The organism is Pseudomonadota bacterium (genome assembly GCA_039196715.1).
Taxonomy (GTDB): domain Bacteria; phylum Pseudomonadota; class Gammaproteobacteria; order CALCKW01; family CALCKW01; genus CALCKW01.
Genome location: JBCCUP010000037.1, coordinates 1 through 16,326, shown reverse-complemented (window position 1 = coordinate 16,326; position 16,326 = coordinate 1). Strand labels below are relative to the sequence as shown.

Here is a 16,326-nt window from a genome sequence, read left to right as displayed (position 1 = left end):
TCGGACTACTGCAGGAGAAATTTCGTGAAAAACACTTTTTCGACCTTGATCGTCTGCCCGGCCTGCAACAGGATGTCGTCGATCGCTGCGTGCAAGTCCTCGCGCAGTTGCTCGCGCCCACCGCCATCGAGCAGCTCTTCGAAGTTGCGGTTACTGATGGTCAGCAGCAGCTTGTTGCGCAGTAGCGGCCGGTACTCGCGCAGAATCGCGTAGGAATCCCGGTCGAAAGACAAGGCCGACAAGGTCAGGTCGAGGTAGTGCGTGCCGTTCTCGCCCGGGATATTGACGGTGAAGCTCGGATCGAACTCGGTGTAATACGGGGTCGGGATTTCCACTTCCTTCTCCACCTCGACGGTTTTCACAACCGTGCGGGTGCCAAAGGTGAAGTGGTTGAACGCCGCGCCGGCTGCAAAGGACACCGCAAAGAACAAGGTGAACAGCGCCAACTTGGCCAGTTTCCGGCTGTTGGTGGTTTTCCCCGCGTCCTCGTCACCGCCTGCGCCTTCGGCGCCCTCGTCTTCCGCGTTTTCGTCTTCGGCCATTGCCGTTCCTCGACTGCGTGGGCTCGCGTCGCGCACGCTGGCCCGATGGGGACCGTGCACAACCCGGTGTCTACGACGGATCAGCAATTCGCGTGCCGCAGTGTGCAGCGCCTGTTATGCGCCTTTTCAGCGACTTAGCAGCGCTGACAGCGACGTGACAATCGGCCGACGCACGCTGCAGTCAAGTTTGCGACGAAAGACGGTGCCACCTTCACTGCCTCAGCTGAACCGCGCACAAAAAAAGGCCGCGAGAGCCGCGGCCCGGATTCAGCGCTCGCCGATCAGGCGTAGAGGTTCAATCCCCCGGGGGTCGGGCCGTCGGCCACGGAGGCCGCCGGTTCTACCGCGGGACCTGCACCCGGTTGCGTCGATCCTGCGCTATCGTCGTCTCGCCAATCACGTGCCGCCTGCTGATCCGCGGATCGGCCGTCGGCCGAGGCGGCATGGCGCTGACGTTGATCGCTGTCACCCCCGCTGATGTCGAGCTCGGCACGGTCGAACCCGGCCTGCATCATCAACTCACGCAAGCGTGGTGAGGCCTGCTCAAGCGCCTCGCGCGTCAGACCGTGCTCCGCGCGGAACTGCACGGTTGCGACGTCGTCGACCACGTCAACGGTCACGTCCATCGGACCGAGTTCAGCGGGGTTGAGCTGGATGCGGGCACTCTGAACACCGCGTTGTGCCAACCACTGCAAGCGGTAATTCAGCGCCTCGCTCCAGTTGGGGTCATCAACCGCGGTCTCGATGCTGAGCTCGGCAACCTCCGCCGGTGCATCCATCATCTCCAGCGCCCCCGTGTCGACCGGGGCCGTCAAGGCTGGTCGCGTTGCGGGCTCAGCGGCCGGTGCCGTGACGGCAAACTCAGCGCCGCCGGTCGCCACCGCGGTCAGCGGCATCTGCCGCGTTGGCTGTTGGGCCAGGCCTGCCACCGCCGTGGCCGCCTCGGACATCAGCGGGCGCGACTCTGCCCGGAAGTCGAGTGACACGTCGCCGTCGACGCCTTCGGACACCGCGTCAACCGCCGCCGCGGCGGTGGTGCCAACACGGTTCGCGTTCACCCGAGGTTCCGGCACCGCGCCCGCGCCCGTGCCGGGGCGTTGCATCACGGCCGTCATCCCGGCGATGTCAGCGCCCGTCACCGTTCGCGTCGCGGACTGTTGCGCACCGTCGGCCAGGCGGCCATCGACGACGCGCGTGGCCTCCCGAAAGACCGGCGGCTCGGCGCCGCCCTCACCCTCGGCCGATGCGGCGATCACGTCAGCGGGGGCTGCCACGCGCTCGGGTGTCGTCAGCGGGGTGGCACGTGCGCCGCCCTGGACGTCGACCGCCACCGGGCGGAGTGGCGTCAACGGCCGTGCAGCGCTGTCAAATGACACCTCTGCCGGCCCGATACCGGCCGTGTCAACCGCACCGACGCCGCTGCGTGCCGCAGTGAGCTCGCCCGACAGACGAGGCTGCATCAGGCCGGGCAGCGGCAACTCGGCACGGGGTACAGCAGTCGCCCCCACGGCCGTGCTGGGTACACCGGTCGACTGTGCTCCGAGCAGGTTCGCTGGCCGGGCCTGCGTGAGCGGGTCGCTCAGCAGGATTCGCCCACTGCCGCCGGCAGCTCCGAACGGCATCCAGCCGCCGCCTGCCGGCTGGCGTTCTACCGGTCCGGCAACCGGGCCTGCAAGGGCTGTCGGCTGGGCTGTGTCAGCCCGAGGCTCCGCGTCGGGGGTTGTACTGTGTTGCCGTTCATTGAATACATCCGAAAACCGCCGGGTCGGGGCGGCATGCTCGGTCGGCTGCGGAGAACGCAGCACGTCCATGAGACCACTTCCTGTGGTAACAGCTTCCATAGTAAAAAATAAACCTAATAATTCCACTGGCACCTGAAAGGATTCGCTCCTGCTCAGGTGACGTGGTGCAATTGACGCGCCAGAATTTCGACGCCGGGTTATCGGCTTCTGTGCGCGTGAGCTTGAATCAGGTCGTCGATGGCCGCTTGCTCGCGTCGATCCCGCGCCGACGCCTGGCGGGCCGTTCGCATCGAAACGAGCTTCTCGAGGGCCAACTGCCGCGCTCGGCGCTCGCTGAGCCGAGCCTGCGCTTCGGCGTTCAGGGTGTGAAGGTGCTCGATCTGTGCCGACAACTGGGCAATCGCCACATCGAGGTTGTCGATGAACGCGCGCAGGTGCATCAAACGAGACAGACTCATGCGCCCACCGGCGGCGCTTGCCTGGTCGGCGTAGTCCTGGCGGAACATCTTTAACTGCTTTTGCTGCGTCTCGGCCTGGTCGAGTTCCAGGCGGTGCCGCATCAGCCGCTGTCGCGCGGTGGTGGTCTCCCGCGTCGCCTGTTCAATCAGCTCCTGCCAGACGCCCTGCTGCACGGCTCATCACACCGCGATCGCAGAGGCTGAATCGGGTTGCGCCGGGTCGTTCTGCAGCTGACACGCCGTCCCGACTGCGGTCACGCTGGCCTCGAATCCGACCGCCTCGTTCGTGCCCTGTTGCAGACAGCTGATCAGCCTGGGCTGCAACTGGATGGCGCGGTCGATGGCCGGGTCGGAGCCGGCCTGGTAGGCGCCGACCGAGATCAGATCCCGGTTGCGGTTGTAGGTCGCGACGGCCTGGCGAAAGGCTTGCGCGTGCAGCAGGTGCTGGTCCGAGACAATCGCGTGCATGGCACGGCTGATCGACGCGTCGAGGTCGATGGCCGGGTAGTGACCCGCCTCGGCGAGTTCCCGACTCAACACGATGTGCCCGTCGAGAATCGCGCGCGCGGCGTCGGCGATCGGGTCGGTGACCTCGTCGCCCTCGACCAGCACAGTGTAAAAGGCCGTGATCGAGCCACCGTTGTCGGTGTTGCCGGCGCGCTCCACAAGTCGTGGGAGCTGCGCAAACACGGACGGCGGGTAACCCCGTGTGGCAGGCATCTCACCGGCCGCAAGTGCAATCTCGCGTTGCGCCTGCGCAAAACGCGTGAGCGAATCCATCAGCAACAGAACGGATTTGCCCTGGTCGCGAAAATACTCTGCAATCGAATTAGCAAGCAAGGCACCGTGCAGGCGCATCAGCGGGGTGTCATCCGCCGGTGCCGCGACGACCACCGCACGCTCGCGCGCGGCTTGACCGAGGCTGGTCTGGATGAACTCGACCACCTCACGACCCCGCTCGCCTATCAGCCCGACAACGATCACGTCCGCTTCGGTGTGGCGGGCCATCATGCCGAGCAAGCTGCTTTTGCCGACCCCGGCACCGGCGAATAAGCCGATGCGCTGCCCTCGGCCCACCGTCAGCAGACCGTTGATGGCCCGAACGCCGACATCGAGTGGCGTCGAGATCGGGGGGCGACGCAATGGGTTGATGGCCTCGCCTTGCAGCGAGACCGCCGTACCCTGGGCCTCGAGTGGCGCGCCATCCAGGGGACGTCCGGCCCCATCGATGATCCGTCCGAGCAAATGCTCACCAACCGAGAACACCTCGTGGTCGCGCAGCGGAATCACGCGCGCATTCGGCATCACCCCGTGCAGGCGCTCCGCGGGCATGAGGTACATCTTGTCGCCATCGAAGCCGACGACCTCGGCATCAAACGGCGCCATGCCCGGCGAGATGATGCGGCACCGGTCGCCGACTGGCGCCTGGCAACCAACCGCCTCGAGCGTCAATCCGACCATGCGCGTGAGCCTGCCTTCGACCACCGGCGCGGGCATCACCGGCGGTGCTGCCGCGATGGACGCGATCCGCGACCGCATGCGGTCGCGGCGGCTCGACGAAACCGATGCGGAGTGCGTATCAGTCATCGGCCCGGCTGCGCGCCGAGAGCGCTGTGGCAATGTGCTGCAGTCGGGTTTCGAGCGTGGCATCAACGTGTGAATACCCGGCTTCGACACGGCAGCCGCCGCGGCTCAACAACGGGTCTTCCGACAACGTCCAGGCAGCGGACTCCGCGCTTTCGGCCAACACCTCACGAACCAACGCCGCGTCGTCCGGGTGCAGACACACCGACACGTTGCGCTGGCTGCTCGGCAGGGCCGCGAGGGCCTCGCGCACGACCGGCACGATTTCGCCCGGTGCAGTTGCGAGCTCGCGGCGGACCAGCTGCCGCGCCACGGCCACGCTCAGTGCAACCAATTCGTCCTCCAGGCGATCGTCGTGGTCATCGATTGGCCTGGCGAGGTAGTCGAGCACGCCTTGAAACGCCGTAATCGATACGTCCAGTTCGGCCCGCCCCTCAGCACGGCCAGCGTCCAGACCGGTCGCGTGGCCGTCGACCCGACCCGCCTCGAAGCCCGCAGCGTAGGCGGCTTCGCGCTCGGCAGCCAGGACGGCATCCGAGCAGGTCACCGGGTCATCAAAGGTGTCGTCCAACGCTTCCCCTGCACGCTCGCCGCTCGCCGGGTCGGCGGCCGGTGCGGGCGCTGCTGGTGCAACCGGCTCGACAGCCGGCGTCAGCACGTCCGGCGTGTCTCGTGTTTCCGGGGTCTCCAACTCGCTCGCCGCCGGTCGTGAGGCGTCGAGGCTCGGCAGGGTCCAGCGTACCGCCGTGGCGCTCATCGGGACAGGCGCATTGAGGTATCAGGGTTGCAATCAGACGAAATCATCGGACCCGCCCAACATGATCTTGCCCTGCGCCTCGAGCTCCTTGGTCTGGTTGCAGATGCGCTTCTGCGCCTCCTCGACGTCGGCCACGCGCACCGGACCGCGCGCGTCGATGTCGTCGCGCAGCATCTCGGCCGCCCGCGACGACATGTTGCGCAGGATCTTCTCGAACAAGGGTTCGGACGCGCCCTTGAGCGCAACCACCAGGTCGTCGGTCGACACATCGCGCAGCAAGGTTTGAATCGCGCGGTCGTCGAGGGCCATGAGGTCTTCGAAGACGAACAGCAGGTCGTCGATCTTTTTGCCCAGCGCCTCGTCGTGCTCGAGCAGGAAGGCCTTGAAGCCCTCCGCCATGTCGCCACCGACCGCATTGATGAGTGCCGCAGCCGTGGATGCCCCGCCGACCGACTGCGGCGTCGAGCCGGAATCGGTTTGCGTGCCCAGCGCCCGCTCGAGCACGTGGTCGAGTTCGCGCAGGGCTTGCGGCGTCACGGTGTTCAGGTTGGCGACGCGCAAGACGAAGTCGTTGTGGCTTTCTTCGGGGAACATCTTGAGCAGCTCCGCCGCCTTCTTGCCCTCGATCAGGGAGATGACCACGGAGATGATCTGCGGGTGCTCGTCACGCAGGATTTCGAAGATGACATTCGGTTCGAGTGACTTCAACGCCTCGAGGTTAGCCGGCTCGCCGAGCATGTTGAGTCGGTCGAGAACCCGTTGCGCGCGTTCCGAGCCGAGCGCATTGAACAGCAGCGACTCGAGATAGTCGTCGTTGTCGATGCCAAACGCAGTCTGATCGCGGATGTCTTCGACAAACTCGGCAATGGCGGTCTCGATGCCATCCCGTTTCACCTGCCCGAGCGAGGTGATGCATGCGCTGATGCGCTCGACGTCGGCATCGCTGAGGTTCGGAATCACCTTGCCGGCGTGTTCCTGGCCCAGTGCCATCAGAAAGATCGCGGTCTTGCGCGTCTCGTCGTCAAATTCCACCAACGCTGACATCTCTGTTCCCCCGAACGCCCCCCGGGCGTGTCCTGTCGTCGCTTAGGCCTCAACCGCATCCGTGCTGTCCGCCGACTGCACGTCGGCGCGACGCAACCAGGCGTTGAGCACATTCGCTGCACGGGCCGGGTCTTCCTCGACCAGCGCACGGGCGAACAACAGGCGTTTTTGCAAGGCCAGTTCTCGCGCTTCGTCACGGGCATCGATCACCCGTCCGTCGTCACTCAGCGACAGGTAGTCGTCCTCGAGCTCGTCGTCGCTTTCAATCTCACCCGACAACACCGGTGTGCCATCTTCACCGATTTCGACCGGCTGACCGTCGGCGTCGAGCAACGGCGTTTCATCCGTGTTGTCCGCCTCGTCCTGCGGTACCAGTGCACGCACCATCGGCCGCACCACCCAGAACACCAGCGAGAAGATCACCAGTCCGGCGAGCACGTACTTGACGATTTGCTGGAACCCCGCCTGCTCCCAGATCGCGGGCTCCGGCATGGGCTCGTAAACGACCGGCTGGAACGGCGAATTGATCACGCTCAGCGTGTCCCCGCGGTCCGGCACAAGCCCGATCGCGCTCTGCACCAGTTGGTTGAACCGGGCCATCTGCTCGTCGCTGTAGCCGGTTTCGGGTTCGACCGTGACGGCGCCTTCCTCGGCGTCTTCGGCCGCGCCCTCCTCCGCCGTGGCCTCGGTTGCCACCGGCTCCGGATCGTCGATCACCACGGCGACCGCAAGTCGCTGGACCGCGCCGACCGACCGGCGCGTGTGGCTGATGGTGCGGTCGATTTCGTAGTTTCGGGTCGAGCTCCGCTGCGACGATCCGTTGATGCCACCGAGCACCCCGGCCGATTCCGCGTCCGTCGTGCCCTCACCAGGCGGTTGGTTCGACAGCGCGCCGGGAATACCGATCGGGTCGTTGTCTGCCGACTCGCTCTCGTTGATCTGCTCGGAGCGCACCACGCGACCGTCGGGCAGGTACTGTTCGCGTGTGCTCTCCTGGGTGTCGAAGTTCAACTCGGCCGTGACCTCCGCACGCACCTTGCCCTTGCCGACCAGCGGCTCGAGAACGGAGAGGATGCGTTCACGGTAGTCCGATTCGAGTTGGCGACGGTATTCGTATTCTCGCGAGCTCGCCATCATCTGCGAGTTGTCGCGCGCCTCGGTAAGTAGCGCGCCGTGTTGGTCGACGATGGTCACACGGTCGGGCGTGAGTGCGGGGATACTCGAGGACACCAGGTTCACGATCGCCGTGACCTGATCCCCTTGCAGGCGCCGACCCGAACTCAACTCGAGCACCACAGAGGCGCTCGGCGGCGTGCGCCGACGGACGAACACCGACTCCTTCGGCATGGCGAGGTGAACACGGGCACTGCGCACGTTTCGCAACGAGGAAATCGACCGCGCCAATTCGGTTTCGAGCGCGTGGATGTACCGCATGCCCTCGACAAACTGCGACGTGCTGAGGTCCTGCTTTTCCCGCAGCATTTCCAGTCCGACCGCACCCGCCGTCTCAGGCAGGCCCATCGCAGACAGCTGCATGCGCACCTCGTTGACCCGCTCGGCGGGCACGAGTACGGTCCCGGTGGCCGAGTCGATCTGAAACGGCACACCGCTGGACGTCAAGGCGTCGGTGACGCTCACCGCATCTGAGCCCGACAGCTCGCTGAACAGCGGGCGGTAGTTCGGCTCCTGCGACCACAGCGCAACCCCGACGCCGATCGCAACCACAGCGGCCAGCGCTGCGAGCACAGCCACCTGGCGCACCACGGGCGCCTCGCGCCAGGGTGCCGGGGTGGTCAGTTTGCTCAACGAATCGCCAACACCGCCCGAAGCCAGCGACGGATCGACCGTTGCAGCATCGCCCTCAGCCATGAATCGTTCTCTCTCTCATTACGCGCTCGGCAACGATCAGACCTGCATGGACATCACTTCCTGGTAGGCACCCAACAACTTGTTGCGCACCTCTGCCAGGGCCTCGAACTGCACGCGCGACTTCTGCGCGGCGATCATCACGTCAACCAGATCGACACCCGGCTCGCCGAGTTCGAAGGCCTCGGCGAGGCCGCGCGCTGAATCCTGCGCGCGGTTGACGTTGTCCACCTGGGCCTTGAGCAACTCGGCGAACTGGCCCGCTGGCGACGACAAGGTCTGTGCCGAGGGCTCGAGCGAGCCGACTTCCTGCGCCGCCATGGCGCGCATCATTTCGAGTTGGCCCATCAAACGGGCAGTGTTGACTGGTGATGCCACGCGTCAGGTGCTCTCTCAAACGTTGCTGTAACCGTACGCTTCCGGCACGCGAATGCCTTGCTCGCGCAAGCGCGACAGCTTGTAGCGCAAGGTGCGCGGCGAGATACCGAGCGCCTCGGCGGCGGCCTTGCGGCTGCCGTTGCAGGCCTTGAGCGCATCGAGGATCATTTCGCTCTCGCGGCTCTTGAGCGTGTTGCCGAGCGGGCTGTCGCCACCGGCAGACGCCGACTCCTCGGCGTGGTCCGGTTGGGCACGCTCGTGCTCCTCAAAATGGATATCGGCCACGCCGATCTCCCGGCCCTCGGTCAGGACCAGCGCACGTTGCATCACGTTGTCGAGCTCACGCACGTTGCCGGGCCACTTGTGCTGTCGCAGTCGCGCAACCGCCGCGGCACTGATCGGCTTCGGCATGTCCTTGACCGGCGTGTGCTTGGCGACGAACAGGCGCGCGAGCGGCTCGATGTCGTCACCGCGCTCGGCCAGCGGCGGCAAGCGCAGCGGGAACACGTTCAGGCGGTAGAAGAGGTCCTCGCGAAACCGGTTGGCTGCGACCTCGGCTCTGAGATTGCGGTTGGTCGTGGCGAGAATGCGGACATCCAGCGAGATCGACTCTCGGCTGCCGAGCCGCTCGACTTCGCGCTCCTGGAGCACGCGGAGCAGCTTGGCTTGCAAACCGAGATCCATTTCCGAGATCTCATCAAGCAACAGGGTGCCACCCTGGGCTTGCTCGAATTTGCCGGGCATGGAGCGGTGAGCACCGGTGTAGGCGCCCTTCTCATAGCCGAACAACACGGCTTCGAGCATGTTCTCCGGAATCGCCGCGCAGTTGATCGCCACGAAAGGCTGTTCTGCGCGCTGCGAGTTGTTGTGAATGTAGCGGGCCATGACTTCCTTGCCCGCCCCGGAGGGGCCACTGATCATGACCGACACTTCGGATTCCGCAACGCGACGCGCCAGTTGCAGCAGATCGAGCGTCTTCTCGTCACCGGCGACGAAATCCCCACCGATCGCTTCACGGCGCTCGGTCAGGGAGCGCACGGTCGACAACAGCTTGTCCGATTCGATCGGCTTGGCGAGGTAGTGGGATGCACCGGCCTGCAGGGTCTCCACGGCCTGCTCGACCGTGCCGAACGCGGTCATCAGCACCACCGGCACGTCCATGCGCGCTTCGCGCACCGACTTCAACAGCGAGACGCCGTCCATCGGCCGCATCTGCACGTCGCTGAGCACCAGGTCGTAGTGCGCTGCGCTGTGCATCATGGTCAGCGCGTCGTGCGCATTGGCGGCGTCTGAAACGTCAAATCCATCGTCACGCAAGATGTCTGCGATGGCTTGCCGCATTGCTGCATCATCGTCTACGACGAGTATGTGGGCCTTGTTCATTGCTCTCCCCTGAGACAGGTTCCGTTCACTTAAATCGACACTTCGACACTGTCCGCTGCGCAGCGCGCAAGCGGCAGTTCGACGCACACCTGTGCGCCACCGTCGGGATGGTTTGAGGCGACCAGCGTGCCTCCATGCTGCTCGACGACGCGCCGGGCCACGATCAGCCCCAGGCCGCTGAGCGACAGTTCGTCGGTGGGCTGCGAGGCAGCCAGGTCCAGGTCGGCCGGGAATCCCGGTCCGGTATCCCGAATGACAACCGTGCCACGCCCGTTGACGCCCAGACCGGCCGTGACGGTCAGGTGTGACCCGGGCGCGTGCTGACACGCATTGGTCACGATGTTCGACAGCGCTGAGACGAGCGCAACGCGGTTGCCGAGCAACGGCATGGCCTCGTCTGTCACGCGGTATCGGCAGCGGATGTCCGCACGCCGGAGGTGGGCCTCGCAACCGGCTTCCAGCCCCTCGACGAGGTCGGCGAGGCGAAGGGTCTCGGTTGCAAACGCGCTGTCGCGCGAGAACATGGCGAGGTTGCCCACCATGCGCTCAGCGGCGGACAACTGCTCGAGGGTCCGGCTGAGCCACCGCTGGTGTTGCGGGTTCAGGTCGGCAGCGCCGACGATGTGCGACACGTAAAGTGTGGCTGCCGACAAGGGGGTGCGCAGTTGGTGCGCCAGCACCGAGGCGGACTCGCTGGTGGCACGCAACGGCGCGCACGTGGCGCGGTCGTGTTCGACCAACACCACCATGTGGGCACCGTTGGCACACCGATCACATTCGACGTACCGCAACGCATCCGATGCGACCGTGGTGCCGACACCGTCGGCACTGGCCCACCGGGTCTTGAGGTCGGCCCAGGGCACGCCGACAGGATCGTGACCCAGCAGGCTGGCTGCCTGTCGGTTGCTCGCCGAGACGATACCGGATGCGTCAACCGAGAGGATCGCGGATACCGGGACGCCGGCAGCGGACGGGCTCGGTTCAGCGGCAGCGCCCAGCGTCGCCGTGCAGGTGTCGCTTTCTGTCTGGTGGCCGGAAACGTCGGCCTTGGCGGGCTGCGGCATGAACTGCTCATCGAATGCAAAGTGGACCTTGCCGTCGATGCAGATTCAGTGCCACACGATGTTGTGACGAAAATCAGTGAGTTGCCGGCCTTGAATCAGACCGGCGACAGGATCATGACGCCGCTTCGAGCTCCGAGCGCTGAATGCTGTACTTGCGCATTTTCTCAACCAGCGTTGTCCGGCGGATACCGAGACGCTTGGCCGCATGCGCGACAACACCGTGCGTTTCGTCGAGCGCCTGGTGAATCAGACTGATTTCGATCTCGGTCAGGTGCTGTTTCAGGTCAATGCCGTTTCGCGGCAACCGCGGGTCTGCCGTGGCGGCAAAACTCGGCACACTGCCGACCAGATCGTCGCTCTCGGTGGGCACCGTACTGACGTTCGCGGGAATGTCTTCGTCACTGTGAAACACGTTGCTCGGCAGGTCGCGCGCGTCGACCACGCCGTAGGGAAAGAGGATCGCAAGCCGCTCGATCATGTTGGCCAACTCGCGCACGTTGCCGGGCCAGTCGTAATTGCACATCGACAACAGGGCCTGGTTGGTGAGCCTGACCGATGTGTTTTTCTCGTGCTCGAGGCGTGTGATCAACTCCTGCACGAGCAGGGGCAGGTCTTCCTTGCGATCGCGCAGGCGCGGCATCTCGATGGGGAACACGTTCAGGCGGTAGAAGAGATCCTCCCGGAAGGTCCCCTTGGCAATCTGCTTTTCGAGATCGCGGTGCGTTGCGGCGACAATGCGGACGTTGGTCTCAATGGTTTTGTTGCTGCCCACGCGCTCGAAGCTGCGCTCCTGCAGCACACGCAACAACTTCACCTGCATCGGCAGGGGCATGTCGCCAATCTCGTCGAGAAAGATGGTGCCGCCCTCGGCCAACTCGAACCGACCCTGGCGGGCCGTGATGGCGCCGGTAAACGCGCCCTTCTCGTGTCCGAACAACTCGCTCTCGAGCAGATCGGGCGGTATCGCGCCGCAGTTGATCGGCACGAAGGGCTTTCCCCGGCGTGCAGAGTGGTAGTGGATGTTGCGGGCCACCACTTCCTTGCCGGTACCCGATTCGCCGAGAATCAGCACAGTAGCTTCGGTCGGCGAGACCTGCTCGATCATCTCGCGCACCGAGCGGATGCCACGACTGTTGCCCACCAGCGAGCGAAACAACTCGATGTTTCCGGCCCGCTTGGGTTGCTGCTCGCCCGCGCTCTTCTTTTTCGAGAAGACTTGGGCCTTGTGCAGAAAATTGCTGATCACCGGGTAGCGCGCATCGTGCTTGGCCACGCCGAGAAAGGTGCCTGCGAGCACGCTCATCTCTGCTGTGCTCGGCTCGCCGTCGTTCAACAACACGAAGGCCGGCAGGTTGTCAGATTCGGATTGCAACCCCTGGACGGTCGACAGCGCGTCGGTACTTTGTGCGACAAACACCACCTGGTACTCGGCGAGTTTCGGCGATTGGGTCATCGATTCGAGGGAGTACAGGACGTCCGCCTCGCAGTCGATGAACTGCAACACGTTGACAAACCGGTCGGCGCGGTTCACGTCGTGGTCGATGACGAGTGCGCGTGATTGCGATGCTCTGCTCATGTGTCGCTACTTCGGTGGTCTGTTGGACGGCGATCCGGCAAACCAACCGGCAGAGCTGTGCGTTGCCCTATCAGTCAGTGCCTCTCATCGGACGTGGTTCAGGTAACTCGACACGCCCAACACGCCTTTCTGGTGTGTGCGCATCGACTGCACCACGTCGCGTTTTTTTTGCGTCGACAACCGCAGCGCCTGCCGTTGTCGCTCGCTGACGTATTGGAGTATAGACAATAAATTGGCAGTTTCCGGGGCGTCCGCCCGGCTCTGTTCGAGGTGTTCGCGCACTGTGGTCTGGAGCTCCAACGCCAGGGCATTGGCACGGGAAAAGTCGTCCTCTTCGATGGCCGAACACACGTCGTCGGCAAGGCGCAACAGGGCGACGTCCTCAGGCGCTTTGAACTCAGGGGGGTGCTCTGTCATGACGCTCTACCCCGCTTTGTCTGCTTCGATGCCGCGCATGTCGACCGGTATCAGCGCCCAGGCCTCACGCAATTCACGCAGCAAATCGACCGATTCCTGGACTGCCTCGCCGAGTTCGTTGTTGAGGTTGCCCAGCAACAACCGCCGGATCACGTAGACGTAGAGCTCGTGCAGATTGTCTGCGAGATCGCCACCGGCGTCCTTGTCCAGACACCCGTCCAGCCCCTCCACGATGCCGATCACCTCGCTCACAAGCCGATGGCATTCGGCCATCTCCTCCCGTCCCATCGCCGCTTGCGCCTGGGCCAACCGGTCCAGAGCACCGTCGTAGAGCAGTTGAATGAGCTGGTGCGGGTCCGCATACGTGGCGCCGGTTCCCTTGCCGACCTGACGGTACTCGTCTAGTGCCTCGTGGTAGGTCATGTGAATCCAATATCCCTGTGGTTCTGCGTCAGTGTCTGGCGCGCAGCACAGGTCAGCGGCTCACGGCATCACGCGGACTGGTCAAAAATCCGCGCAGAATCCATGGTGTCCACCGACTGGTACTGCACGTCGCGCATCAGATGCAAGACCTCCTCGCTCGGAATCTGACGCACGACTTCACCGGTGTGTCGACTGGTCACAGTGATCACGGTGCTGCCAGTGTCCTTGTCCACGCTGAACTCAAGGTCCTGATGCTTCAGGCTGTCATTCAGTTTTTTTGCCAACTGCTCGCTCGACTGCTCGATCAGAGCCGACTGGTCAGGTGCGTTCGGGTCGCGCCTGCCGCCGTCGTCGACCGCTTCGCTCTGGCGTGCCCGTTGAGTCGCGTCCACGTCGGAGAAGGCGGCCTCGTTGGCGGCCGACCGGGTTTGGTAGGGGTTGCCGTTGTGCGGTATCCAGCTCGCGCCTGCACTCGCTATGTCTGCAATTCTGTTCATCACTCTCTCACCTGTGGTGTCCAATGGACACCCGACTGGCCTTCCTTCCGGTGGAGTGAATTCCTTGGCGAACCGACGCCCTCGCTGGCGACGACCTGCCTGACGGGGACGCGTCAACCACGCGCCTCGGCCCCGTCAGACACGATAACGGCAGTACACTGACAATTCTTTAATGCCAGTGGTTGGTAAAGAGCGAGCACTCTTGATCGTCCACAGCCGAGCCATTGTTCGCTTACAAACGCAATCTGTTCAAAACACACCACGCAAGCCACTAAATGGGATTCACATACAAAGCTAATGAGTTGTCACCAGCTGAGCTGCTAATGTGCAACTTAAGGCTGCTCCCGCAAAGCTGGCGCCAGCAGAGACTCGGCGAGCGAGATGGCGGTATCAAGCGTTTGCGCGACGATTGTTGCCACGAACCCCTTTGTACAAGACATCATCTCGTTCAAACACTGAATACACTAAGACGGTTGTGTATGTGTTTGTAAAATGAAGCATTGTGAAGCTACAAACACTCTTAGATCCAACATCTCATACTGATGATTACTAAACGACGCACCGCTAAATTGCCAACTGACACTACACTTGTGCACATGCCTAAAACTCCCGCACTCATTCGAAGCTCCTCACCAAAAGCGATTGACCGTGGGTATTCGATTAATGCTAGAACACAAGCGCCGCGAGTTTGTAGGACACTCTTAAACACTCTTGAGCAGTAAGTCGCTCTGATCGCAGATTCTATGATGCCCAAGACGGTTCTGTTCTTGCAGCAGAGGGGAGGCGTTACTCACGAAAGTTATCTATTTTCGCGACAATAGTACGAACGCCTGCACGTAGTATGGAAATCGAAATACAACGGCATCAACCAAGCCAGGTACTAAAGCACCACGGCAGACTCAGCACACGGCACATCACGTTACGGTAGGGACCTCTGACAAGTCATAGTGCCTCTACGTTGACGAGAAGAACGGTTAGCAAAGCTGGTTACCGAACGCGCAGCAACTAACTCCGGAATAGCCCTCAAGGGTGAGGGACAGACTAGATGTGCGGGGACGCAGTCGATGCAGTGGATACAACCGTTATGTAACGTTGGAGGAGTACATATGAAAATCCCACCATATCTGCGCGCATACGCGACACTCGCACTGGCAGCCGCGTCAATATCAGTGGCAAGTTACATCGCATTGCGCTTCGTCCTATTCCTCCGCTCAGCATCTGCTGCACCCGAAACGGCCGACGGAGAATATCGCATAGGATGAAAAAGATCCACGCGCTTACGAAAAAAAAATCCAAACGCACAAGTTATTCTGAAGACAACGATCAACTACACGCGCTAGGTATTGGCACGCTGCCATATCTGATAAACCGAGAAATAGACAATTGAAAAAAGAACCATGTACCCCCGAACGCCATAAACCAAAAATGGCACAAGGACTCACCGCTGATACGTGCTATGGACGGCGGCAGCACTGATCTAAGCGGTTTGATCCAAAAGAAATAGACGTACACTGAACAGCCAGCGCCCGAAGTCAAGATAATCCCATCATTTTATTCTTGGGCTTCATTGACACCTTTAAATCACAATTCAACATGACTGATAGTGTTGATAAACGCTCACTTAGTCGATGCCCCAGTAAAAGCTAAAGCCTTGTTAAAAAAGGAGATAAACGATGATAGTCCGGCTACTGAGCATACTTGCATTGGTCACCAGCATTATGCACGCACGACCTGTTTTTCCTGAAGATATGGTTGAGACGGCAGTGTCCAACATGCACCATACGATAAAAAATACCAATTCCTTACGCAGCTTAATAAGAAACAACAGTGTTATAGAAGGTAGCGATACCGAGAACACTACAGTAGACAACACTAATTTCGCGAGAATCAAAACCGCAACACGGGACCTGCCCGTGGTCGGCTATGTTCCATTGGACAAAATTCCAATCACGAACAGCATTATTCACGGTGAAACAACCGCAGAAAAGTATTTTCGTCGTGCGTTACAACTACAGGCAACAGAGCCACAAATCGCAGCAAATCTGCTAGAGAAAGTCTTATCTCAGGAGCCAAACAATACTAAGGCAAGATTACTCCTTGGGCGGCTCCTTACTATGTCCCGAGACGCTAGTAAGGCCGTACTCGTTCTAAAACCTCTACTTCTTCAAGAGAATTATAACTGGCAACCTTGGTTCTGGGCAGGTACTGCACTGCTGCAGATCCGCGAACTATCTGGGGCTGCAAGGTTGCTAGACCAAGCGCTAGCACGCAATCGTAGTGTTCCTGCAATTTGGGTTCAACGTGCGATTGTTGAACAAGAGAACGGTTCAGCTGAAAGCGCACTTCAGTTACTGCACGCTGCTTCAAAGATTTCACCCCACAATACCAGTGTTTTGCTTAACATGGCCATTTCAACTAACAAGGTTGACCACTTAAGTCATCTAAGCGAAGGCTACTACAAAAAATATGTAAAAATGAAACTTCGATGTATGCATCAGTGCTGATGTAATTTAATACGTCGCACGTGTGCTTGTTCTTTGACAACTCTAGACAGACTCTTCCTTCTAGTTGAAATCGGCTGCCTTCCGGGGACGC

Annotated in this window: 15 protein-coding genes; 1 reads left to right on the top strand and 14 read right to left on the bottom strand. The window is 61.9% G+C overall.

The window, feature by feature from the left end:
• Window positions 1-5: 5 nt before the first annotated feature.
• From AAGA11_13425 to AAGA11_13360, 14 genes are all read right to left on the bottom strand, one after another.
• Window positions 6-542 (bottom strand): flagellar basal body-associated FliL family protein, encoded by a 537-nt coding sequence (locus AAGA11_13425; protein ID MEM9603861.1) that lies wholly within the window; start codon window positions 540-542, stop codon window positions 6-8.
• Between the two features lie 281 nt (window positions 543-823).
• Window positions 824-2,164, bottom strand: coding sequence for a flagellar hook-length control protein FliK (locus tag AAGA11_13420; GenBank protein ID MEM9603860.1), 1,341 nt, complete (start codon window positions 2,162-2,164; stop codon window positions 824-826).
• A 317-nt stretch (window positions 2,165-2,481) separates the two neighbouring features.
• A complete protein-coding gene (locus AAGA11_13415; protein ID MEM9603859.1) occupies window positions 2,482-2,916 on the bottom strand; it encodes a flagellar FliJ family protein in 435 nt (144 codons plus the stop codon).
• Window positions 2,917-2,922: 6 nt separating this feature from the next.
• Window positions 2,923-4,281: a flagellar protein export ATPase FliI gene (gene fliI / locus AAGA11_13410; GenBank protein ID MEM9603858.1), complete on the bottom strand. Its 1,359-nt coding sequence runs from the start codon at window positions 4,279-4,281 to the stop codon at window positions 2,923-2,925.
• Between the two features lie 40 nt (window positions 4,282-4,321).
• Window positions 4,322-5,083, bottom strand: coding sequence for a flagellar assembly protein FliH (locus AAGA11_13405; protein MEM9603857.1), 762 nt, complete (start codon window positions 5,081-5,083; stop codon window positions 4,322-4,324).
• Window positions 5,084-5,116: 33 nt separating this feature from the next.
• Window positions 5,117-6,127, bottom strand: a complete 1,011-nt coding sequence (gene fliG / locus AAGA11_13400) for a flagellar motor switch protein FliG (protein ID MEM9603856.1) — start codon at window positions 6,125-6,127, stop codon at window positions 5,117-5,119.
• A gap of 42 nt (window positions 6,128-6,169) precedes the next feature.
• Window positions 6,170-7,996, bottom strand: a complete 1,827-nt coding sequence (gene fliF / locus AAGA11_13395) for a flagellar basal-body MS-ring/collar protein FliF (GenBank protein ID MEM9603855.1) — start codon at window positions 7,994-7,996, stop codon at window positions 6,170-6,172.
• 36 nt (window positions 7,997-8,032) lie between these two features.
• Window positions 8,033-8,371: a flagellar hook-basal body complex protein FliE gene (gene fliE / locus AAGA11_13390; GenBank protein MEM9603854.1), complete on the bottom strand. Its 339-nt coding sequence runs from the start codon at window positions 8,369-8,371 to the stop codon at window positions 8,033-8,035.
• A 15-nt stretch (window positions 8,372-8,386) separates the two neighbouring features.
• Window positions 8,387-9,754, bottom strand: a complete 1,368-nt coding sequence (locus tag AAGA11_13385; GenBank protein ID MEM9603853.1) for a sigma-54 dependent transcriptional regulator — start codon at window positions 9,752-9,754, stop codon at window positions 8,387-8,389.
• Between the two features lie 29 nt (window positions 9,755-9,783).
• On the bottom strand, window positions 9,784-10,818 hold the full coding sequence (locus AAGA11_13380) for a HAMP domain-containing sensor histidine kinase (GenBank protein MEM9603852.1): 1,035 nt from the start codon (window positions 10,816-10,818) through the stop codon (window positions 9,784-9,786).
• 112 nt (window positions 10,819-10,930) lie between these two features.
• Window positions 10,931-12,394: a sigma-54 dependent transcriptional regulator gene (locus AAGA11_13375; protein MEM9603851.1), complete on the bottom strand. Its 1,464-nt coding sequence runs from the start codon at window positions 12,392-12,394 to the stop codon at window positions 10,931-10,933.
• An 84-nt stretch (window positions 12,395-12,478) separates the two neighbouring features.
• The gene (locus tag AAGA11_13370) at window positions 12,479-12,811 is read right to left on the bottom strand and encodes a hypothetical protein (GenBank protein ID MEM9603850.1); all 333 of its coding nucleotides are present in this window, start codon (window positions 12,809-12,811) and stop codon (window positions 12,479-12,481) included.
• Between the two features lie 6 nt (window positions 12,812-12,817).
• On the bottom strand, window positions 12,818-13,234 hold the full coding sequence (fliS, locus tag AAGA11_13365) for a flagellar export chaperone FliS (protein ID MEM9603849.1): 417 nt from the start codon (window positions 13,232-13,234) through the stop codon (window positions 12,818-12,820).
• Window positions 13,235-13,302: 68 nt separating this feature from the next.
• Complete coding sequence (locus tag AAGA11_13360; GenBank protein MEM9603848.1) at window positions 13,303-13,731, bottom strand: flagellar protein FlaG; 429 nt, start codon at window positions 13,729-13,731, stop codon at window positions 13,303-13,305.
• A gap of 1,673 nt (window positions 13,732-15,404) precedes the next feature.
• Between AAGA11_13360 and AAGA11_13355 the strand changes: the two genes are divergently transcribed.
• On the top strand, window positions 15,405-16,235 hold the full coding sequence (locus tag AAGA11_13355; GenBank protein MEM9603847.1) for a tetratricopeptide repeat protein: 831 nt from the start codon (window positions 15,405-15,407) through the stop codon (window positions 16,233-16,235).
• Window positions 16,236-16,326 lie beyond the last annotated feature (91 nt).